At 56.9% G+C, this 20,963-nt stretch carries 24 protein-coding genes and 1 tRNA gene; 17 read left to right on the top strand and 8 right to left on the bottom strand.

Features of this window, described 5'->3' with window-relative positions:
* Nucleotides 1-4: 4 nt before the first annotated feature.
* The 3 genes from GS612_RS07150 to GS612_RS07140 all read right to left on the bottom strand — a co-directional run bounded on the left by GS612_RS07150 (nt 5) and on the right by GS612_RS07140 (nt 2,141).
* Complete coding sequence (locus tag GS612_RS07150) at nt 5-1,033, bottom strand: alcohol dehydrogenase catalytic domain-containing protein (RefSeq protein ID WP_171639509.1); 1,029 nt, start codon at nt 1,031-1,033, stop codon at nt 5-7.
* A gap of 200 nt (nt 1,034-1,233) precedes the next feature.
* Entirely contained in the window at nt 1,234-1,791 is a 558-nt protein-coding gene (locus GS612_RS07145) for a hypothetical protein (RefSeq protein WP_171639508.1), read from the bottom strand.
* A 260-nt stretch (nt 1,792-2,051) separates the two neighbouring features.
* A tRNA-Ser gene (locus tag GS612_RS07140) sits at nt 2,052-2,141 on the bottom strand.
* A 123-nt stretch (nt 2,142-2,264) separates the two neighbouring features.
* Here GS612_RS07140 and GS612_RS07135 point away from each other — a divergent pair.
* The 9 genes from GS612_RS07135 (at nt 2,265) to GS612_RS07095 (ending at nt 9,719) form a co-directional block, all read left to right on the top strand.
* Complete coding sequence (locus GS612_RS07135) at nt 2,265-3,107, top strand: DUF2059 domain-containing protein (protein ID WP_171639507.1); 843 nt, start codon at nt 2,265-2,267, stop codon at nt 3,105-3,107.
* Nucleotides 3,107-3,907: a DUF2059 domain-containing protein gene (locus GS612_RS07130; protein WP_171639506.1), complete on the top strand. Its 801-nt coding sequence runs from the start codon at nt 3,107-3,109 to the stop codon at nt 3,905-3,907. The genes GS612_RS07135 and GS612_RS07130 overlap by 1 nt, the downstream gene beginning before the upstream one ends.
* A 219-nt stretch (nt 3,908-4,126) precedes the next feature.
* A complete protein-coding gene (locus GS612_RS07125; RefSeq protein WP_152457962.1) occupies nt 4,127-4,738 on the top strand; it encodes a 50S ribosomal protein L21 in 612 nt (203 codons plus the stop codon).
* Nucleotides 4,739-4,749: 11 nt separating this feature from the next.
* Nucleotides 4,750-5,019 carry a 50S ribosomal protein L27 gene (rpmA, locus tag GS612_RS07120; protein WP_039535512.1) on the top strand — a complete coding sequence of 90 codons (270 nt, stop codon included), beginning with the start codon at nt 4,750-4,752 and terminating at the stop codon, nt 5,017-5,019.
* A gap of 95 nt (nt 5,020-5,114) precedes the next feature.
* Complete coding sequence (locus GS612_RS07115) at nt 5,115-5,723, top strand: LysE family translocator (RefSeq protein ID WP_152457963.1); 609 nt, start codon at nt 5,115-5,117, stop codon at nt 5,721-5,723.
* Nucleotides 5,720-6,256 (top strand): GNAT family N-acetyltransferase, encoded by a 537-nt coding sequence (locus GS612_RS07110; protein ID WP_152457964.1) that lies wholly within the window; start codon nt 5,720-5,722, stop codon nt 6,254-6,256. The genes GS612_RS07115 and GS612_RS07110 overlap by 4 nt, the downstream gene beginning before the upstream one ends.
* A 38-nt stretch (nt 6,257-6,294) precedes the next feature.
* Entirely contained in the window at nt 6,295-7,329 is a 1,035-nt protein-coding gene (obgE, locus tag GS612_RS07105) for a GTPase ObgE (RefSeq protein WP_171228752.1), read from the top strand.
* On the top strand, nt 7,317-8,423 hold the full coding sequence (proB, locus tag GS612_RS07100; RefSeq protein ID WP_171639505.1) for a glutamate 5-kinase: 1,107 nt from the start codon (nt 7,317-7,319) through the stop codon (nt 8,421-8,423). The genes obgE and proB overlap by 13 nt, the downstream gene beginning before the upstream one ends.
* Before the next feature lie 33 nt (nt 8,424-8,456).
* Nucleotides 8,457-9,719, top strand: coding sequence for a glutamate-5-semialdehyde dehydrogenase (locus tag GS612_RS07095; protein ID WP_171639504.1), 1,263 nt, complete (start codon nt 8,457-8,459; stop codon nt 9,717-9,719).
* Here GS612_RS07095 and GS612_RS07090 read toward each other — a convergent pair.
* Nucleotides 9,716-10,312: a histidine phosphotransferase family protein gene (locus tag GS612_RS07090; RefSeq protein WP_171639503.1), complete on the bottom strand. Its 597-nt coding sequence runs from the start codon at nt 10,310-10,312 to the stop codon at nt 9,716-9,718. The two genes, GS612_RS07095 and GS612_RS07090, sit on opposite strands and share 4 nt — an antisense overlap.
* Nucleotides 10,313-10,355: 43 nt before the next feature.
* Between GS612_RS07090 and GS612_RS07085 the strand changes: the two genes are divergently transcribed.
* The 5 genes from GS612_RS07085 to tsf all read left to right on the top strand — a co-directional run bounded on the left by GS612_RS07085 (nt 10,356) and on the right by tsf (nt 14,162).
* Nucleotides 10,356-10,538: a DUF3553 domain-containing protein gene (locus GS612_RS07085; RefSeq protein WP_050602459.1), complete on the top strand. Its 183-nt coding sequence runs from the start codon at nt 10,356-10,358 to the stop codon at nt 10,536-10,538.
* A 108-nt stretch (nt 10,539-10,646) separates the two neighbouring features.
* The gene (locus tag GS612_RS07080) at nt 10,647-11,402 is read left to right on the top strand and encodes a GNAT family N-acetyltransferase (protein WP_171639502.1); all 756 of its coding nucleotides are present in this window, start codon (nt 10,647-10,649) and stop codon (nt 11,400-11,402) included.
* The gene (locus GS612_RS07075) at nt 11,389-12,243 is read left to right on the top strand and encodes a 1-acyl-sn-glycerol-3-phosphate acyltransferase (RefSeq protein WP_171639501.1); all 855 of its coding nucleotides are present in this window, start codon (nt 11,389-11,391) and stop codon (nt 12,241-12,243) included. Before GS612_RS07080 ends, GS612_RS07075 begins: the two co-directional genes overlap by 14 nt.
* Nucleotides 12,244-12,409: 166 nt before the next feature.
* Complete coding sequence (rpsB, locus tag GS612_RS07070) at nt 12,410-13,210, top strand: 30S ribosomal protein S2 (protein ID WP_152457971.1); 801 nt, start codon at nt 12,410-12,412, stop codon at nt 13,208-13,210.
* Between the two features lie 76 nt (nt 13,211-13,286).
* Nucleotides 13,287-14,162 (top strand): translation elongation factor Ts, encoded by an 876-nt coding sequence (gene tsf / locus GS612_RS07065; RefSeq protein WP_152457972.1) that lies wholly within the window; start codon nt 13,287-13,289, stop codon nt 14,160-14,162.
* A gap of 366 nt (nt 14,163-14,528) precedes the next feature.
* Here the strand turns inward: tsf and GS612_RS07060 are convergent, their stop codons facing one another.
* Together GS612_RS07060 and aroQ are read right to left on the bottom strand one after the other, a co-directional pair.
* Nucleotides 14,529-15,284 carry an autoinducer binding domain-containing protein gene (locus GS612_RS07060; protein WP_152457973.1) on the bottom strand — a complete coding sequence of 252 codons (756 nt, stop codon included), beginning with the start codon at nt 15,282-15,284 and terminating at the stop codon, nt 14,529-14,531.
* Nucleotides 15,281-15,730 (bottom strand): type II 3-dehydroquinate dehydratase, encoded by a 450-nt coding sequence (aroQ, locus tag GS612_RS07055; RefSeq protein ID WP_152457974.1) that lies wholly within the window; start codon nt 15,728-15,730, stop codon nt 15,281-15,283. Before aroQ ends, GS612_RS07060 begins: the two co-directional genes overlap by 4 nt.
* 456 nt (nt 15,731-16,186) lie before the next feature.
* Here aroQ and GS612_RS07050 point away from each other — a divergent pair, with 456 nt between their 5' ends.
* The gene (locus GS612_RS07050; protein WP_152459854.1) at nt 16,187-17,005 is read left to right on the top strand and encodes an SDR family oxidoreductase; all 819 of its coding nucleotides are present in this window, start codon (nt 16,187-16,189) and stop codon (nt 17,003-17,005) included.
* Nucleotides 17,006-17,033: 28 nt separating this feature from the next.
* On the opposite strand, the gene GS612_RS07045 is transcribed toward GS612_RS07050, so the two are convergent.
* A complete protein-coding gene (locus GS612_RS07045) occupies nt 17,034-17,663 on the bottom strand; it encodes a 2-hydroxychromene-2-carboxylate isomerase (RefSeq protein ID WP_171639500.1) in 630 nt (209 codons plus the stop codon).
* 197 nt (nt 17,664-17,860) lie between these two features.
* Here GS612_RS07045 and GS612_RS07040 point away from each other — a divergent pair, with 197 nt between their 5' ends.
* Both GS612_RS07040 and GS612_RS07035 read left to right on the top strand, forming a co-directional pair.
* Nucleotides 17,861-19,093 carry a serine hydrolase gene (locus GS612_RS07040; RefSeq protein WP_171639499.1) on the top strand — a complete coding sequence of 411 codons (1,233 nt, stop codon included), beginning with the start codon at nt 17,861-17,863 and terminating at the stop codon, nt 19,091-19,093.
* 51 nt (nt 19,094-19,144) lie between these two features.
* A complete protein-coding gene (locus tag GS612_RS07035) occupies nt 19,145-20,014 on the top strand; it encodes an acyl-CoA thioesterase II (protein ID WP_171639498.1) in 870 nt (289 codons plus the stop codon).
* Here GS612_RS07035 and GS612_RS07030 read toward each other — a convergent pair.
* Nucleotides 20,011-20,778, bottom strand: coding sequence for an SDR family oxidoreductase (locus GS612_RS07030; RefSeq protein WP_171168171.1), 768 nt, complete (start codon nt 20,776-20,778; stop codon nt 20,011-20,013). The genes GS612_RS07035 and GS612_RS07030 overlap by 4 nt on opposite strands.
* Nucleotides 20,779-20,963 lie beyond the last annotated feature (185 nt).

Here is a 20,963-nt window from a genome sequence, read left to right as displayed (position 1 = left end):
TCTACTATGGCGTTATAATCACCTTGCCGTCACTCTTTTTCAGCGCATCAGCCAGGTTTGGCACAAGATTTCTGAGTGTAAGGTGTTCAGAAACATCCGTTTTCCAGCGCCCGTCTGCAAAGCGGGCCTGAACCTCGGCCACGACACGCATCTGATCGGCGGGCGGGGTCGACATCATCCAGCTTGTCAGCCAGAACCCTTCGATCCGCTTTCCCATGAAAATCAACTGCCCTGTCTGAGTCAGCGTCGGCGCTTCGGTAGACAGCTTGCCATAACTGACCCAGCGCGCCCGGTTGGGCATGGCGCAGAACAATTGTTCGGACAATTGGTCCGTCACGGCATCCAGAAACACGCGCGGTTTCAGCTGCGCGCTCAGATCCGCAAACTTTGCGACAATGTCTTCGTCGGTTGTCATAAGCACTTCGGCCGCGCCAAGGTCTTTCAACATCCCTGCCGTCTCGGCCCGACGCACCAAAGCGATCGGCTTCAAACCCAGATCCCGACCAAGGCTGCACATCAGCTTGCCCAACTGGCTGGTCGCGGCTGATACGACAAAGGCATCGCCGTCGGCCTTGGCCATATCCACCATGGCCATCGCCGTCATTGGATTGACGATCTGGGCGGCCCCGTCATCGTCCGAGATATCAGGGCGCAGAGGGATGCACATCTGCATCTGTGTCACGACATATTCCGCCCAGGCCCCCGATCCGGCGGCGACGAACGCGACGCGTTGCCCTTGCAAGGCCTCGGCGCCCTTGCCGGCGGCCACGACGTCTCCGCATCCTTCAAAGCCGGCGGGGGATCCTTTGACCCTTGGCTGCCCGTATTCACCTTTGATGAAATGCAGATCGGATGGATTGACCGAAGCCGCGCGCAACCGGATCAGCACCTGACCGGGGCCGGGTTCCGGCGTGGGAACTTCGGCTTCTTCCAACCAGTCGGCGGCGTTTTCAATGGCTGGTCCGGTGGCCGTACCGGAATACCCGTCATGCTTAAGGATTGCGGCGAACATAGTCTGGGGCAAGTCGGTCATCGGTTGATCCTCGAATTTGGCTGAATCAAAGCGCGCCCCTTGTCCGAAAAGCGTCAGACCAGTCGGGCAGGGCGCGGGCTTTTTGTCAGGCACAGCCAATCAAAAGCCGCGCAGGAGGTCAATTCAACGACACCGTAACGTAGGGGCAGCGCAGATGCGCCCCGGGGCAAAGGCCGACCCGTGGATCGGCCTTCAACACGTTACTGTTGGGTCAGCAGGTTGGTCAGTTCCTGAATTTTCTGAACAATCATTTCAGGCGAGTCCTTGATATCATTCACAATCTTGATCGCCTGATCCTTCAGGTCGGTGGCCAGATTGCTGTCCTGAAGGGATGTCATAATGCCATCATAGTCGAAGTTGGTCGGGTCCAGCTTGCCTTCCTGAATCCATGAGTTCAGCAACTCCTGCCCCTGACCGGCCAGCGCGGCCACCTGATCGCTGGCCTCCTGAGCAGCGTCAGAGGCCTGATCCGCCACCGATGACGCGGCTTCGCTTGCCTGATCTGCAACCGATGACGCCGCTTCTGTCGCTTGGTCCGTCAGCGACGACGCTGCTTCGGCGGCTTGTTCGGTCGCGGCATCGACAGCGTCAGAGGCAGCGTCCTGTACAGATGAAGCTGCGTCTGTCACCGCTTCGGCGGCTTCTTCTGCCGCGGTTTCCAAACGCTCGGCGGGTGTGGGTTCGGGTTGATTCAGGTAATAGTATCCGCCAGCGCCAATTGCGGCGATGACGATGGCAAGAATAAGAGTACGCGACATGTGTGTCTCCTTTGGAAATTGTGTCGCCGGAATGCGCTAAAAATAACTCAGGTACAAAGGGGAATTCCCGATAATTCTCAGCAGAATAGAGTATAAGCCGGGCTATGCTCATTGTCCTTCGAAACGCGGCAAGAACACGCCTGCACAAAGATGTCGTGCCCTGTTTTGGCGGCGATCCGCCGGGAATGGCCCGCAGACGCAACCAATTTTCGGGCGCTTCTTGTGGGCCAAAAGGCAGCATTGAGCCTGCGTTGGGATAGTGGCGGAGAGACAGGGATTCGAACCCTGGGTGGGCTTGCACCCACAACGGTTTTCGAGACCGCCCCGTTCGACCACTCCGGCACCTCTCCGCGGGGGTCTGTGAGGGGGGGATTTAGTGAGGAACGGGCAGGGGTGCAAGCAGAAAATTCGGGAATTGAAGAAACCCGGGATTTTCCGTTGCCTGCCAGCGCAAAACTCCTAGTCTGATATTCATGATACAGTTTGTACGCCGCTCCGCCTTTTGGTTTCTGGCCCCGCTCTTTGCGCTTGTTCTGATCCCCTTGGAACTTTCCGCCGCCAGCCGTGATCGGATAGAGGCCTTTCTGACCACGACCGGGTTTGACGTTGCCCTGGAAAGCATCGCGCTGAGCTCGATGTCTGCCCCTCAGATGCTGGGGATTGATCCCGATGGCTTCGGTTCGGACTGGACGCGTCTGGCAGACGAAGTCTTCGAAGTCGGCGCCATGCACGAAACCGCGGTTTCCATCCTCGAACAAACCTTGAGTGATGAGGCCCTGACACACGCGGTTGACTTTTATGCATCGGATCTGGGTCAGCGCTTGGTTGAGGCGGAAAACGCCTCGCATATGCTTGAGGACGATGAGGCCAAGCAGCTGGAAGGCCAAAAAATCATCGCAGACTTGATCAAGGACGGATCGCAACGGGTCGAAAGTTTCAAACGAATGAACAAGGCGATCGATTCGACCGGTACCGCAGTGCGGGCCCTGCAAGAAATTCAGGTGCGTTTTCTTCTGGCAGCCAGCGCATCAGGTGTCATTGACCTGCAACTGGATGCGGATGAATTGCGTGCGCTGATGAAGCGGAACGAAGCCGGTATGCGCCAGTCACTGCAACTGTCCAGCCTTGCGGGGGCAGCATATACCTATCAGGACTTTTCCGATGCGGATGTCGACTCGTATGTCGAGGCGCTGGAACAACCCCTGATGCAGGAAGTGTATGAACTGCTGAACGCGATCCAATACGAAATCATGGCCATGCGGTTCGAAGTACTTGCGGCCCGAATGGCCGAACTGCATCCCGCGCAGGATATTTGATGCACCGCGTTTTTCTGGCGATTGCGTTTGTTCTGTGGGGCGCTCAATTGCTGGCCGATCAAAGGGTCGACCGGCTGGCGCAGGCCATGCACTTGTCGCATGTGATGGAAATTCTCGTACAGGAAGGTCAAGGGCACCGCGAGGAACTTGACGAAACGCTGTTGGACAATACCGGCGGCGCGTTTTTTGAAGCGCAGGTCAAAGACATTTACGACCCGGTCTGGATGCAGAAATTCCTGACGGATGCCTTTGAGGCGGGTCTGTCCGTTGCGCAGCTTGATCAGGCGATCCTGTTTTTCGAAAGCGATCTTGGTCAGACGATCGTGTCGCTGGAAAACTCGGCCCGGCAGGCGATGTCGGACCAGGCCATTGAGGACATGGCCCGCGAAGCTTATGAGTCCGTTGAGCGCGACTCGACTCGTTTCGAGTTGGTCGATGAATACATCCAGGCAAATGACCTTGTCGAAAAGAACGTTCATGGGGCGCTGAGTTCCGACTACAGCTTCTTTCAGGGCCTTGATGTCGACGCGCAAGGCGACGATCAGGAATTGCTGGCCGAACTTCTGTCACAGAAAGAAAGCCGCTCAGCAGAAACCGAGGCGTGGCTTTATTCCTTTCTTCTGATGGCCTATCGGCCGTTGGACGAGACCCAGATGCGTGAGAATATTGCGTTCTCCAGAACCGAAACCGGGCGCGCCCTGAATGAGGCGCTTTTCGACGGCTTTGACCGGATGTTCAACGATATCTCTTTCCGGTTGGGGCGGGCGGTCGCACAGACACTCAGGGCGTCTGATCTCTGACGACGCTTTGGTGTTGACTTTTCCCGGCGATCTATGGATAAGCGCGCATCCCGGCCGGTTTTCCGTGCCGGGTATCGTTATTATTTGACCCTTGGGATGTCCTGATGGTCATTCACACAGCCCGAAAAGGGCGCGCCGTTCGAGGTGGCTTTCAAGTGTCTTGGAGCCGGAAACTCCCGGAAGGGGACCACAGAACGCGGTTAGACAAAGGAAAGACGCATGTTTGCGGTCCTCAAGACTGGCGGCAAGCAGTACAAGGTTCAGGCGGGTGATATCCTCCGCGTTGAAAAGCTGGCTGCCGACGCAGGTGAAAAAGTTCAATTCAACGATGTTCTGATGCTGGGTGGCGACGCTCCGGTCGTTGGCGCACCGTTCATCGAAGGCGCGGGCGTTCAGGCCGAAGTTATCGAACAGATCAAAGGTGACAAGGTCATCAAGTTCGTAAAGCGTCGTCGTAAGCACAGCTCGAAGCGTACCGTTGGCCACCGTCAGAAGCTGACACTGGTCAAGATCACCGACATCCTGTCGTCGGGCGCTGACAAGTCGGGCATCAAGGCTGCAACCGGTTCGGCTCCGGCTGGCGAAGCGGCACCTGCTGCAAAGCCTGCCAAGAAAGCCGAAGCCAAGGCAGAGGCACCTGCCGCTGCTGCTGCGGACGATCTGACCAAGCTGAACGGCGTCGGCCCTGCCGCTGCCAAGAAGCTTGCCGAAGCCGGTATCGAGAGCTTTGCCGCTCTGGCCGCCTTGTCGGACGAGCAGATTGCTGCTATCGAAACGGTCAAAGTGAAACCCGAATGGGTTGAGCAGGCCAAAGAGCTGGCCAAAGGCTAAGGAGAGAGAGAATGGCACATAAAAAAGCTGGCGGTTCCTCCCGTAACGGCCGCGACTCAGCGGGTCGTCGCCTTGGCGTGAAACTGTATGGTGGCCAGGCTGCCATCGCAGGCAACATCATCGTGCGTCAGCGCGGCACCAAGTTCTGGCCGGGCGAAGGCGTCGGTATGGGCAAGGATCACACCATCTTTGCAACCACTGATGGCGCCGTGAAGTTCCACAAGGGGCTCAAAAACCGCACCTTCATTTCGGTCCTGCCAGTGGCGGAGGCCGCAGAGTAAGCCGAAACCCAGAAGGTTTAAGAAAAATTCATGGGGGACCGGCACAAAGTGCCGGTCCCTTTTTCGTTTTAACGCAGTCGTGATCAAACAAACCGATGACAGTTGCAACCACCAGTTTCCTGATCTTTGCCGCCAGCCAGGTCGGCACGCCAGGACCGGCCAACATGGTCCTGCTGGGTACTGGTGCGCGTTTTGGATTTCGCGCCGCGTTGCCTTTTGTCGGGGGTGTTATCCTTGGGAAGCAGTTGATCATTTGGCCGGTCGGCTTTGGATTGCTGCATCTCGCGGATCAGGCACCCGCGGTGTTTACGGTGCTTAAATACGCGTCAGCGGCCTATATTTTTTGGCTGGCGTGGAAGATCGCCAACACGCGTTTGTCGCGACAACAGGCTGAAGGGAACGCCCCCGGCTTTCTGGCCGGGCTGATTGTTCATCCGCTCAACCCCAAGGCCTGGGCCATGATCATTGCCGGGTTCACCGGGTTCGTGGCTGCGGGCACCCCCAGTTTCGAAGCGACGGTTACGATTGCTCTGTGTTTGTTGTTTTGCCAGGTGATCCTTCATCCGATCTGGACTTTTGCGGGCGATAGAATTGCCCATGCGGTTGAAGGACGACCCGTTGAAAAATATCTGATGTGGACGTTGGCAGGCCTTACGGTTGCGTCCGTACTTTTCGTGTTGTTCGGAGGAGGAACACACCCATGAAACTTGAAACAATAATAAATCAGCCGGTCATAGAAACCGAGCGGTTCGATCTGCGCCCTCTGCGTCGTTCGGATATGGGGCTGATCGAGCACTATGCCGGTGATGAGCGTGTGGCGCGCATGACGACGAGTATCGCGCATCCTTTGGCCCCCGGCTCGACCGAGGCCTTTGTGACGCGCTCAATGGCCGAGGACCGGGACGAGGACGTCTGGGTCATGGATGCCACCAAGGACGGCGGTCCGGAACTGATTGGTCTGATCACGCTGAAGCGGCTGGATCGGAACCAGTCCGAAGTCGGCTATTGGGTGGCGCCGATCTACTGGAACACTGGCATTGCGTCGATGGCTGTTGAAGCACTGGTAAATGCCAACCCGCTGAAAAACGCGACGATGTTTGCCAGCGTGTTTCAGGACAATCCGGCCTCGGCCCGGGTCCTGACCCATTGCGGGTTCCAGTATCTTGGCGATGCAGAAAGCTATTCGGTGGCGCGTGATGCGAATGTGCCCACCTGGACATACAGTAAAAAACTCTGACTTGTGGCCGATGGGGCCTTTGCAGTAGGGGACAGACCATGAAATTTCTCGATCTTGCAAAGGTCTACATCCGGTCCGGGGCCGGCGGTAGCGGCTGCGTCAGCTTCCGACGCGAAAAATACATCGAATACGGCGGCCCTGATGGCGGGGACGGCGGTAAGGGCGGGTCTGTCTGGGCCGAAGTCGTGGACGGGCTGAACACCCTGATCGACTTCCGGTATCAGCAGCATTTCTTTGCCAAGAACGGCCAGCCGGGCAGGGGCCAGCAACGTACCGGCAAGGATGGCGATGACATTGTCCTGCGCGTGCCTGTCGGCACCGAGATCCTGGATGAGGATGAAGAAACCGTTATCTGCGATCTGACCGAGGTGGGTCAGCGCGTTCTGCTGGCAAAAGGGGGCAATGGCGGCTTCGGCAATCTGCACTTCAAGTCAGCCACCAACCAGGCCCCCCGGCGTGCAAATCCGGGGCAGGCGGGCATTGACCGCACGATCTGGCTGCGTCTGAAGCTGATCGCCGATGTGGGTCTGCTGGGCATGCCAAATGCAGGCAAATCGACCTTTCTTGCAGCCACGTCAAACGCGCGACCCAAGATCGCGGATTATCCGTTTACCACGCTGCACCCAAATCTGGGTGTCGTGGGGGTCGACAACGTGGAATTCGTGGTGGCCGACATCCCCGGCCTGATCGAAGGCGCGCATGAGGGCCGTGGGATCGGAGACCGCTTTCTTGGTCATGTTGAGCGCTGCGCCGTGCTGCTGCATCTTGTCGATGGTACCTCGGAAACGGTTGCCGATGACTACCGCACGATTATCCACGAGCTTGAGGCCTATGGCGGCGAACTGGCCCAGAAACCCCGGATCACCGTCCTGAACAAGGTCGATGCACTGGATGACGAAGAACGTGATTTGGCCAAAGCCGAGCTTGAAGAGGCCGTTGGCGGCCCGGTGATGATGATGTCCGGTGTTGCTCATCAAGGTGTAACCGAGGTTTTGCGCGCGTTGCGCGGCCAGATCGATGACAATCGTGTGCGTCAGAAACCCGCTGAGGAGGCGCAGCCTTGGCAACCCTGACTTCAGCGCGCCGATTGGTTGTCAAAATCGGGTCGGCTTTGCTGGTTGATCGCGAAACCGGCCTGTTGCGCAAGGAATGGTTGTTTTCGTTGGCGCAGGACGTCGCATGGCTCAAGGGGCAGGGGACAGATGCAATCCTCGTCTCGTCCGGGTCGATTGCACTGGGCCGCGGCGTTTTGGGTCTGCCCATGGCGACATTGCCGTTGGAAAAGTCGCAAGCTGCGGCCGCCGTCGGGCAAATTCGTCTGGCGCGCGCATATGAAGAGGCGTTGACACCTCATGGGATCACCACGGCGCAGGTTTTGGTGACATTGGAGGACAGCGAGGATCGCCGCCGCTATCTGAATTCACGCGCGACCCTGGAAACTCTGCTGGGTTTGGGTGTCGTGCCGATCGTCAACGAAAACGATACCGTGGCAACGGATGAGATCCGGTATGGCGACAATGATCGTCTGGCCGCGCAAATTGCCGTGACCGTGGGGGCGGATCAGTTGATCCTGCTGTCGGATGTCGATGGCTTCTATTCGGGCAACCCCAACGAGGACGCCTCGGCCACGCGTTTCGAAACGATCGACAAGATCACGCCCGAGATCGAAGCCATGGCGGGCGATGCGGGCTCTGGCCTGTCAAAGGGCGGAATGAAGACAAAGCTGCTGGCCGCCAAGATGGCCACCGCGGGCGGATGTGCGATGGCGATCACGGAAGGATCGGTTCTGAACCCTCTGAAAACGCTGGAAAATGGCGCGAACTCGACATGGTTCACCGCAACGCTGGACCCGCATGCTGCGCGCAAACGTTGGATTTCTGCCATGAAGCCGCGTGGCGAAATCACCATCGATGAAGGGGCTGCCAATGCGTTGGCAAATGGTAAAAGCCTGTTGCCCGCGGGTATTGTTGAAGTGACCGGCGATTTCGGGCGCGGCGACCCCGTTGCGATCCTTGACCCCAAGGCCCGCCGGCTGGCGCAGGGGATCAGCCGTTACACCGCGCAGGAGGCTGACGCGATCAAGGGGCGCAAGTCGTCCGAGATCGAGGCGACACTTGGATATCCCGGCCGTGCGGCCTTGATTCACCGGGATGATCTGGCCCTGTAAATACTGAAAAAGATGACCTGAAAGGCACGCGACATGAAAGATTTCGACAGCATTCCCGCTCTGATGGCTGATCTTGGGAAACGTGCCAAAGCGGCATCGCGCGATCTGGCTTTTGCAAACCCAGAACGCAAACATGCCGCCCTGATTGCAGCGGCCGACGCGGTTTGGGCCAATCGGGCGAAGATCATCGAGGCCAACCGGAAGGATCTGGAGTTCGGCCGCGAGAAAGGTCTGAGCCCGGCGATGATGGATCGGCTGATGCTGGATGAGGCGCGTGTTCAGGGCATGGTCGATGGTCTGCGCGCGGTGGCTGATCAGACCGATCCGGTGGGCGAAGTGCTGGCCGAATGGGACCGCCCGACCGGATTGAAAATCCAACGCGTACGCACCCCGCTGGGTGTGATCGGCGTGATCTATGAAAGCCGCCCCAATGTCACGGCCGACGCAGGTGCGCTGTGTCTGAAATCCGGAAATGCCGTCATTCTGCGCGGCGGCTCCGAGAGCTTTCATTCTTCGACGGCGATTCATGCCTGCCTGGTCGAGGGGCTGAAGGCCGCCGATCTGCCGGAAGATGCGATTCAACTGGTGCCGACACGTGACCGTGCGGCGGTTCAGGAATTGCTGACCATGACCGACTATGTCGACGTCATCGTTCCGCGCGGCGGCAAGGGGTTGGTCGGGCTGGTCCAGCGTGAGGCACGTGTGCCTGTTTTTGCCCATCTTGAAGGCATCGTGCACATCTATGTCGACAAGGCCGCAGATCCGCAGAAAACGCTGGACGTGGTGTTGAACGCCAAAACGCGCCGTACCGGGATCTGCGGCGCTGCCGAATGCCTGCTGATCCATCAGGACATCGCCGAAACGCTGGGGCGTGACGTGATCGTCGCGCTGCTGAAAGCGGGGGTCGAGGTTCACGCCGAAGGCGCTCTTGCGGTCGAGGGTACAATTTCCGCAACGGCGGAGGATTGGGGAAAAGAGTTTCTGGACAGCGTGATCGCGGCCAAGCCCGTCGCCGATATCGATGCTGCCATTGCGCATATCCAGCATTACGGGTCGAACCATACCGATTGCATCATGACCGAGGATGACACGGCCGTGGCCCGTTTCTTTGAGCGTTTGGATAGCGCGATCCTTATGCACAACGCTTCGACTCAGTTCGCCGATGGTGGTGAATTCGGGATGGGAGCCGAGATCGGTATCGCCACGGGTAAAATGCATGCCCGCGGCCCAGTGGGGGCCGCCCAGTTGACCAGTTTCAAATATCTGGTGCGCGGGAACGGAACAATTCGGAATTAAAAACGCAGCACAAGGCGGGTCGCGGCGGTTTCCACGGAAACGCGTCGACCCATCGCATGTGCCGTTTCCGGCAGCAGAGCGAACTGGACCTGCGCGGGGGTAATCTTGTTGGGGAACCGGCCGGTTGCAACGTGTTTCCATAAGGTATTGTCTACGTTCAACTTGTCGGCAGTTCCGGTCACTGTCCAATTGGTGCCTTGGTTCTCGATCTCAACCTCTCCGCCCATCGGCATGGCACTTTCGCAGCACATGAGCGCAAGAAACGCCAGCTTGATTTGGTTGCGCGGCATGGGCTCGGTCATATACCAGTTTACCCGCACCCGTCCGGTGCGTTCGATGTCCTTGAGCAGTTCGGCCACTTCGGCCCGGCCCAGCGGCTGTTCTCCTGCTGATCCGAAGGCAACCCGAAAAAACCGGATACGCGCGCCCGCACTGCCGACGCTGCCCGAGATCAACTCCATCTCGGGGCCCTGAACAGCACCAACCATGTCCAACAGTTCCAGCCCGTTGGTGATTGCCCCGATCGGGCTGATCAAATCGTGGCAGATCCGTGAGCCGATCAATTCAGCCAGGTTGACGTTCGTGTTGCCCATGCGTACCTCCTGCGGTATCTGCCGCAGGAACCGGAAGCCCCAAATGACAGACATGAATGCTATTCTTGCACCGGGCATGTTTGTTCGCCACCCGGATTTCCCCGAATGGGGTGTCGGACAGGTTCAATCCAACATCGCAGGCAAGATCACCGTAAACTTTCGCGAGCAGGGGAAAGTGGTAATCGACGGAACACGCATCGCCCTGATGCCGGTCTTTGATCCGTGAAACTGGTTTAAGAAGAGTTAACGGAAAAGACCAGATCTCCACTTGTTGCCTTCCCCCGAAGAACTGAGGTATCAGCCGCGTTGATATAACAGGATTGATAAGTCTGACATGCCGGACGCTGGCCCCTCGTTCACGATCAAACTGGCGGAAACCCAGGACGAACTGCGCGCAGCGCAGCGGTTGCGTTATGACGTATTTGTGCGCGAACTCGGCGGCGGAGGGGCTCTGGTCGATCATGTGGCCGGGCTGGAACGGGACCGGTTTGATCCCTATTTCGATCACATGCTGGCCATTGATGATGCGACCGGAGAAGTAGTCGGCGTTTACAGGCTGTTACCGGGGGATCGCGCTGCTGAATTGGGGCAGTTTTATTCCGAAGACGAATACGATCTGAGCGTTCTCAAGCAAAGTGGCCGCAAGTTGCTGGAACTGGGCCGGTCGTGCCTGCACAGGGACTATCGGGGCGGTACGGCCATGTATCATCTCTGGAATGGTCTCTCTCGCTATGTGGCCGAACGCCAGATCGAAGTTCTGTTCGGCGTCGCCAGCTTTCACGGCACGGATGTTCAGGAACTGGCCCAGCCGCTGTCGATGCTGCACCACAATCATCTGGCGCCGCCAGACCTGCGGGTGCGCGCCCAGCCGAGCGTGTTTCAGACCATGGATCTTGTCGCACCGGACGCGCTGGATCGTCGCCGTGCCATGGTGCAGGTTCCGGCCCTGATCAAAGCCTATCTGAGGCTTGGCGGGTTTGTGGGTGAGGGGGCGTTCATCGATCATTCCTTCAACACAACCGATGTGTGCCTGATCCTGGATACGACCCGTATGAACGAGCGGCAGAAGCGCATCTATGGCGGAGCTTGATCCGGTGAATGATCCGCTTTGGAACAGTGAGGATGCGCCGGATCCGATCGAACTGGGTTTTGTCGGCTGGATTCTGGTGATCCTGAGGGGCTTGCCCTTGGCCATCCTTGTGTTCGGTGGGCTGCTTGTTCTGTTGGCCATTCGACTGATCGAGTTGCCACTTTGTGGTGTTCGTCGCCCCGTTACACCGTTCATCAGCCAGTTCGTTTGCCGAAACGCGTTCCGAATCCTGGGAATCGGATTTCGCTGCTCGGGCGCGTTGATGAAGGAACACGGTGCCGTTGTCGCCAATCACACATCCTGGCTGGATATCTTTGCCCTGAACGCCCGCAAAAGGGTCTACTTCGTGTCCAAGGCAGAAGTTGCGAACTGGCCGGGTATCGGGTGGTTGGCACGGGCCACCGGGACCGTATTCATCGAAAGGGATCGCAAAAAGGCACGCGAGCAGACGGCGATCTTCGAAGAACGCCTGAAGGCCGGACATAAGCTGTTGTTTTTCCCCGAGGGCACCTCGACCGACGGATTGCGTGTTTTGCCATTTAAAACAACGCTCTTTGCCGCTTTCTTCGCGGACGAGTTGCGGGATTTCATGTATGTTCAACCGGTCTCGGTGGTGTTTCACGCCCCGAAAGGTCAGCCTGACCGGTTCTATGGCTGGTGGGGCGATATGGATTTCGCGCCCCATCTGCTCAAGACATTGGGCGCGCGCAGGCAGGGGTCCGTTGAACTGATCTATCACTCTCCCGCCCGGGTCAGGGATTTCGCCAACCGCAAGGAACTGGCGGCCCATTGCGAGGCGGCAGTGCGCCACGCGCATGCATTGGCGCGGCTTGAAAAATAAGGCTTTGACCCTTGCACTGCCTTTAAACCTGCCGTATACGCGCGCCATTCAAACCCGCAGGCGGGGTTTGGGCCTTGTAGGGGAGACATCCCTATCTGGCCCGCCGGTTGGAGCATTCGCTTCTTTCACCCCCGCCGAGGCGTAAACCGGAAAAGGAAAACATAGCATGGCTCTTCCCGAGTTCACCATGCGTCAGCTGCTGGAAGCTGGCGTTCACTTCGGCCACCAGACACAGCGTTGGAATCCCCGCATGGGCCCGTTCATCTACGGCTCGCGCAATGGCATCCACATCATGGACCTGACCCAGACCGTTCCGATGCTGGACCAGGCTTTGCAGGCCGTTCGTGACACCGTTGCCAAAGGTGGCCGCGTTTTGTTCGTTGGTACCAAGCGTCAGGCTGCTGGCCCGATCGCAGAAGCGGCTGAAAAGTCGGCTCAGTACTACATGAACCACCGCTGGCTGGGCGGCACGCTGACCAACTGGAAAACCGTTTCCCAGTCGATCAACCGTCTGAACCAGATCGACGAAGCGATGGAATCGGGCGCCGAAGGCCTGACCAAGAAAGAGCGTCTGGGCATGGAGCGTGACCAGGCCAAGCTGCAGGCTTCGCTGGGCGGTATCCGCGAGATGGGCGGCGTACCTGATCTGCTGTTCGTCATCGACGTCAAGAAAGAAGCACTGGCCATCGCCGAAGCCAACAAGCTGGGTATCCCGGTTGTGGCTGTTGTCGACACCAACTGCTCGCCCGACGGTGTTGATTACATCATCCCTGGCAACGATGACGCAGCCCGCGCGATCTCGCTGTACTGCGATCTGGCCGCACGTGCCGCTCTGGACGGCATGACCGCTCAGCTGGGTGCCGCTGGCGTTGATTTGGGTGAATTCGAAGAAGCGCCGGTTGAAGAAGCCGTTGCGGAAGAAGCACCCGCTGAAGAAGCTGCTCCGGAAGCCAAAGCCGAAGCGTAAGCTGCCCGTCACGTAAATGACATATGGGGCAGGGTAGACCTGCCCCAATTCCATTTGAATTGAGGAGAGCCTAAAGATGGCAATCACAGCAGCAATGGTTAAAGAACTGCGCGACTCGACCGGCGCAGGCATGATGGACGCGAAAAAAGCGCTGACCGAAACCGGCGGCAACATGGATGAAGCCGTTGACTGGCTGCGCACCAAAGGTCTGGCTAAGGCGGCCAAGAAATCGGGCCGTACCGCAGCTGAAGGTCTGGTTGCAGTTCATGTCGATGGCGGCAACGGTGTTGCTGTTGAAGTGAACTCGGAAACCGACTTTGTCGCGAAAAACGCCGAGTTCCAGGAAATGGTCGGCAAGATTGCATATGCGGCTGAAGGCGTCGACAATGTAGAGGAACTGCTGGCAGCAGATCTGGGCGGTAAGTCCGTCGCGGACACCCTGACTGACAAAATCGCCACCATCGGTGAAAACATGTCGGTGCGTCGCATGGCGAAACTGTCGGGCGACACCGTTGTGTCCTATGTCCACAATGCGGCCACCAACGGCATGGGCAAAATCGGCGTTCTGGTTGCTTTGACCGGTGGCGACGAAGCGATTGGCAAGCAGGTTGCAATGCACATCGCGGCTGTGAACCCGGCGGCCCTGTCCGAAGCAGACATGGACCCGGCAGTTGTCGAGAAAGAAAAGCAGGTCCAGATGGACATCGCCCGCGAATCCGGCAAGCCGGAGCAGGTGATCGAAAAGATGATCGAAGGCCGCATGAAGAAATTCGTCGCGGAATCGACTCTGCTGAACCAGCAATTTGTCGTGAACCCTGACCTGACCGTCGAAGCAGCGGCCAAGGAAGCAGGCGCGACCATCACCGGCTTCATCCGTCTGGAAGTTGGCGAAGGCATCGTGGTTGAAAAAGAAGATTTCGCCGCCGAAGTCGCCAAAGCCGCGCAAGGCTAAAAGGGCACAGGGAAAGTACCAGCAACGGCCTTTCCCAACAAATCTAAAGGGTTACGCACTGCGTAACCCTTTTTTCTGCCATCGGCGGATTTCAAAATTCTGAAATGAAGAGAAGAATTGGAGGGCCCCGCATGATGGGGATGGTCGAGGCCCCCCAAAATTCCGACACCGGTACGCGGACAAATAGGCGCCCCCTTGTCAGAGTGATCGGAGAGCTTTGTTATTGCAAAGATCCAATCCAATGTTCCCTGGCTAAAGCCACCACTCACGGAACACTCTCACTTTGCAACTTTTCCGATTGGTTTGAAAAGTAGTGATTTCCTTACCTAGGGTAAACTGACGCGGGATAGCGTCAAAATATTGCGGTTATGCTTCCATAATGAACATCTGGTTGTGCAGTGACGCCTTGAGAACCGCTTGCGCCGTCGTTTCGACCGAAAGCGCCTCGCGCGCGAGTCGCAGGTGCTTTTCCACCGTTGCAGATGTCAGACCCATCAGCAGCGCGATGTCCTGAGTGGTTTTCCCGTCACCAACCCACTGCAAAGCTTCGCGTTGGCGTTTGGTAAGTGCCCGGTTCGGCGGATGGAACGGCAATGTCAGGATTTTCAGGTGGGCGACATTGTTCATAAGTAGAATGTCGTCGCCGTGCTCTTCCCAGACCGCATCCACATCCTCCTGGCTCAACCCATTATTGGCCGACAGGGAAATCGCCCCTTTCGAGCGCATGGAAACCGAGTTGAAGCTGACGGTATAACCGGAAACCACGCCCATGGATTTGTTGAACTCGAAAACTTCGCGTTCCTTCGCGGTCATCGTCCCGCCCGAGTTCATGTCCTGCAACATTTTCCAGCTGGCGGCGCCTTCGTTGTCCAAGGCCCACTTCAACATAGGAGCGTGAAAATACAGACCATCCTTGATGAACCCGTCCACATAGGCCCGTTTGTGGTTCGTCAGGATTACGAAATCTTCTGGATCACCCAGAGACGTGGCCGTCCGGAATTGCGTGTACCCATAGATCAGGCGGGTAAAACCAAATTCGGCCATTTGGCGGCAATGTGCATCCCACAGGTCTTCCAGGGTTTTGGCGTAGCTGACAAACCGAAGATATTCCTTGAGCTTCATGTCGTGCTGCCTGCTTTCAGATGAGCCGCGAGCGCATCCAGCGCGAGGATATAGCTGTGGGCACCGAATCCGCAGATCTGACCCAGTGCGACAGGGGCTATGTAGGACCTGTGCCGAAACGTTTCCCGGGCATGAATGTTGGAAAGATGCACTTCGACAACCGGCAGTTCCACCGATGCAATCGCATCCATAAGGGCAATCGACGTATGCGTGAACGCGCCTGCGTTCAGTATCAGCCCGCTTTGTACACCGCGGGCCGCGTGAATGGCGTCAAGCAGCACACCTTCGTGATTGGATTGCAGGTGGGTGACGTCCAGCCCAATGGAGGCGCCATGCTGAACGCAACGATCCTCGATCATATGTAGTGTCGTACTGCCGTAAACCTCGGGCTGCCGTGTTCCAAGCAGGTTGAGGTTTGGGCCATTCAATACCAAAACGTTATGCATGTTTTCACGATCCCCATACTTGGTTCATAGACGCGATAAGGCCGGGTTGTCTACCTGACTTTGGTGGATTGAATACAGAGAGTTGCCCTGAAAACAGACCTTGAGATGGAAGAGGAAACCAAGTTCAGTCATTCGACATGACGACACCACGCGTCCGTTTGGACTTGGGCCGTGCATTTACGTCCGTTTTTCGATTGCCAGAAAACAGGTTTTCGGGCGCATCGTCGTCGGTATCAGTATCGGAACATTGGAACTATCCGGGCTTACCAGCCGGCGCTTTGCGACGCTGAGTAATCCTTGCAAACTGTCTCTGATGCGATTGAAGATTGTCATGTGGAGTTTTGGTGCAACCCGGTTTCGTGCCAACGCAGCGGGCGGCTAATTGCCGTAAAGACAACGAGGCTTTGAACCGGGTCGGAATGCAACCGAAATCAGATTTAGCAGAGGAACACGACAATGACCCCCGATACCCTTTTCTCGCTGCCCGGCAAAACCGCATTGGTCACCGGAGGCGCCACGGGTATCGGTCGGATGGCCGCAGAGGCGTTGGTCAGGGCCGGCGCGCGCGTGTTGATTGCTTCTCGAAACGGGGACGCCTGTGTCGCGGCCGCCGCTGAGCTGAATGCACTGGAGGCACCGGGAAGTGCCGAAGGGTTTGCCGGAGACATCAGCAGCGAGGCAAGTATCGCTAAACTGGTTTCGGACATTCAGGAACGGACGGAAGGGATTGATATTCTTATGAATAACTCTGGCGTGACCTGGGGGGCACCCTTGGGCCAGTTTCCGTATGACGCGTGGGACAAGGTGATGTCGGTCAACGTGGCCGGGGTATTCGAGCTTACTCAGAGGCTGCTGCCGATGTTGATGCAATCCGGAACCGCAGACGATCCGGCCAGGGTCGTGAATGTTGGATCCGTGATGGGAGAGGTTCCCATGGGGGATGGCGCCTATAGCTATTCAGCCTCGAAAGCTGCGGTTCTGCATTTGACAAAAATCATGGCCAAGGAACTGTCGCCTTACCACGTGACGGTCAACGCGCTGGCTCCGGGGCCGTTCGTATCGCGGATGACAGCCTTTGCTACGGCGGATGAGGACAAGCGTGAAAAGGTCGGCAAGTCAGTGCCTCTTGGGCGCGTCGGCCGTGATGAAGATATAGCGGGGTGCGTGCTGTTTCTGTGTGGACGCGGCGGCAGTTATGTAACCGGTTCGATCATCCCGGTTTCTGGTGGGATCAACGTTGTAACGTCGGGCAATATCTTTGCCGAAGCGTTCTGAGACGCGCTGCGATCAAAACCGATCCTGTTCACAACGTGTTGGATTTGTGTCGTTTCTTGTTTTTCGACAGTTCAATTTCCAGGTTCGGCAAGCTGTTCTTGCCAAAGAACATTTCAGATCCGTAAAACAGGCTGGGAACGCCAAAAACGCCGCGGCGCACGAACGATTTGGTCTGATCCTTCAGGTCCTGTTTGATTTCAGGGCTTGTCATGGCCTCGCGCAGCTTGCGAACCGGCAGTTCATTTTCCTGTAGAATGTCAATCAGAACGGCCAGTTCATCCGCCTTTTGGCCATGCACCCATATGGCATCAAAGATGGCGTTTATGTATTTGATTTCCCATGATTTACCACTAGCGAACCGGGCGCCGCGCATCGCAAATTTCGTATTGATCGGAAAATGCGGGCTCATGTGAAAGCTCAGCCCGCGACGCCGCGCGAACCGATGCAAGTCATGAGTAAGATAGGCGGTTTTCTGGCGGTTTTCGGAAAACGCGTGAAACGGGCTCTGGTTGTGCGTTGCCTTGAAAACAACAGGCAGAAGGACAGGGGAATACGTGATCTTGGCACTATGCCGCGCGGCCAGCTCTGGCAGCATCTTGTGGGCCAGAAAGGCATTTGGGCTGCAAAAATCGTAAACGAAATCTATGCTTTGCGTCATGCTATTCCTCCAGGCCAATCCGGCACGTCGCCGTCCAACAATTTACAAGCGAATCTGTGACGGTTTCACTGTATCACTTGGATTTAAGGCGTGCCTCTTGGCTCTGCTTGTATAACCATTCATTTCAGCCCGGGTTTTGCTGTTGTTTCAGGCCCTACGCGTACACGATATTAGTCAACTTCTGGTGGAACTCAAAAATGCTTCGAAAACAAGTCATGTTCGATGAAACGCGCCTGAACCGGATTCGCATCTGGATGGACAGCTATGTTGAGCAGCGCAAGTACGCGGGTTCGACCTTTTTGCTGAAGCACGAGGGGGATGAGGTCTTTTTCCACTCCGGCGGCCTGCGAAATCTTGAAGAGGACTTGCCATTCCAACGCGATACGCTGGTGCGCATCTACTCGATGACCAAACCCGTCACGTCTGTTGCCTTGATGATGCTGGCGGAACGTGGGCTGTTTCACCTCGACGCACCGCTTTCGGATTTCCTTCCCGAGTTCAAACAGATGCAGGCTCTGGTACCCGGCGCGGACAAGCTGGATCAAACCGAGGACGCGGCAAGCCCGACCCTTCATCAGTTGCTGACCCATACCGGCGGTTTCAGCTATCCGTTCAACCCTGGGATTCTACCGGAGGCGATGGATGAAAAGGACCTTATATTCAAACCAAATCAGGGTCTTCTGAAAGATCGCGTACGTGAACTGGCAGAGTTACCCTTGGCTTTCCAGCCCGGAACACGGTGGGAATATTCGGTTGGAACCGATGTGCTTGGGCGCGTTGTCGAGGTCGTCTCGAGACAGACCCTGGAACAATTCTTCCGGCAGGAAATCTTGGCGCCCCTCGAGATGCGCGAAACCGGGTTTTCCGTGCCCGACGGGGCAGGGGACCGGTTCGCCTCGCTTTATACGCCGCTGGCCGGCGATGCGATGGCGTTGAATTCCGCGGAACAGGGAGGCGATACCTTGCGTCTGGTGGATGCCCACGAAGCTTCTCCATTTGTGAATGCGACAACGTTCTCGGGCGGCGGCGGGCTGGTTTCCACAATCGATGACTATGTCAAATTCGTCGACATGCTTAGCAATCGCGGGTCCGGCAACGGGCATCAACTGCTTGGCCCGAAAACGGTGGACTTCATGATGCGCAACCACTTGCCGGGCGATATCGCTTCGATGGGACCAAAGAGCTTTGCGGAACAGCCCATGGAAGGCATGGGATTTGGCCTTGCAGGATCTATTGTCCTGAATCCGGGTCGGGTGCGCGTGCCCGGATCCGTTGGTGATTTCAGCTGGGGTGGCATGGCCTCGACCTATTTCTGGATCGACTGGCAGAACGATCTGACGGCTGTGTTCTTCACGCAATTGTCGCCGTCCAGTTCCTATCCATCCCGGGCTGAACTCAAGGCCTTGGTGCACGCCGCCATGATTGAATGATTTTGCCTAGGCTGATACCCGGGTTTCGATCAATTAGCCCATGAGCAGACAATGACCGAAGCGGAACGCATCTTACTGGACCTTCTGGATATCGAACGGCTTGAAGTCGATCTTTTCCGCGGCACAGGATCGGGTGGAGAAACACCAACCCGAATTTTCGGCGGTCAGGTCATTGCGCAGGCCTTGGCCGCGGCATACAGAACCGTGGAAGACCGGTTGTGCCATTCCCTGCACGCCTATTTCATCCGACCCGGGGATCCAGATAAACCCGTTATTTATCAAGTAGATAGAGCGCGTGACGGGGGGTCGTTCACAACCCGTCGCGTTGTTGCCATTCAAAATGGCAAGCAGATCCTGAACATGTCAGCTTCCTTTCACGTTCAGGATGAAGGTTGGGATCATCAGCATCCGATGCCAACCGTGAATCCTCCACAGACATACCCATCACGTTCCGAGCTTCGACACGCATATGTGGATCGCGTGCCCGAAGGTTTTCGCGGTGAGCTTCTGCGTGAACGCCCGATCGAAGTCCGCGAGGTGGACCATCTGGATCCGTTCAACCCCGAAGTGTCGGACGACCGCAATAAAACCTGGTTTCGCATGGCGGCTGCCGTGTCTGCGGACGCGAAAACTCAACATCTGCTTTTGGCCTATGCGTCAGATATGAACCTGATGTCGTCAGGTTTGCGACCGCACGGGCTGAGCTGGTTTTCCGGAGAGTTCAACGGCGCCAGTCTGGACCATGCCTTGTGGTTTCATGCACCCGTGAAATTTCAGAACTGGCATCTGTATGTGATGGATTCTCCGTGGACGGGGCAGGGACGCAGCTTCAATCGCGGATCGATCTATTCAGAAGACGGAACCCTGGTCGCGTCGGTGGCTCAGGAAGGTCTTATGAGGAAGGTTCAGAGAAAACGTTAAGTATCTGGCGTAAACTGTTGATTCAACTTTCGCATCCCGCCCAGCCAGCGATCGTAGTCAGCCGCTTTGAGTTGCAGATAATCCAAAACCTGCGGATGCGGAAGAACCAGAAATCGTTCTTCCCGGATGGCTTGTACGCAGGTTTCAGCGACGTCATCGGGCTCCAGCATTCCGTCGATCGATGCCACTGAAACCTCATGTCCTTCAGTCATTTTTGACCGAACCGCCTGAGGACAAAGAACCGAAACCCGCAGACCTTTGGCCCCATATGTCAGCGACAGCCACTCGGCAAATCCGACTGCCGCGTGTTTCGTGACACCGTATGGCGCTGCACCCGGTTGGTTCAGCAAACCCGCCGCAGAGGCCGTCGTCAGAATATATCCGCCGCCGCGACCGATCATACGAGGCACCAAATGGCGCGCGGTCCACACGTGCGACATCACGTTGATTTTCCAAATTTTTTCCCATTGATCATCGGGAACATCCAGACCGCCAAGCGTCAGGATGCCGGCATTTGCGCAGAACAGATCAATTGGGCCAACAGTATCTTCGGTGAAATCAATCAACGCCTTGATCTGTTCCTCATCCGAAACGTCACATGTGAACGCAACACCGCCAGTTTGGGTTGCGACTTCACGGGCTCCGGCTTCGTCAATATCCGAACAGATGACGCGCGCACCTTCCTGAGCAAAACGTTCCGCCAAACCCCGGCCAATGCCATCTGCGGCACCGGTCACGATGACAGTTCTATTTCTGAGCTCCATGGCGCATTCCAAAACAAGTCTTATGTGTTCTGGGCAGAGTGTTCACTTTGCTGCCAAGTTACAAGCGGCCATTAATTACCATAATACTGATTATGCGAATACCGACTACCGCCACGGGGCGCCACCCACAAATACGGCTCCTGTCAAAATTCAAACGATTTTGGCGCCATATACGCAGGATGTGG

Source organism: Ruegeria sp. HKCCD6157, assembly GCF_013110685.1.
Taxonomy (GTDB): Bacteria; Pseudomonadota; Alphaproteobacteria; order Rhodobacterales; family Rhodobacteraceae; genus Ruegeria.
The sequence above is the reverse complement of the archived record's forward strand: the minus strand, read 5'-3'. Positions and strand labels throughout refer to the sequence as shown.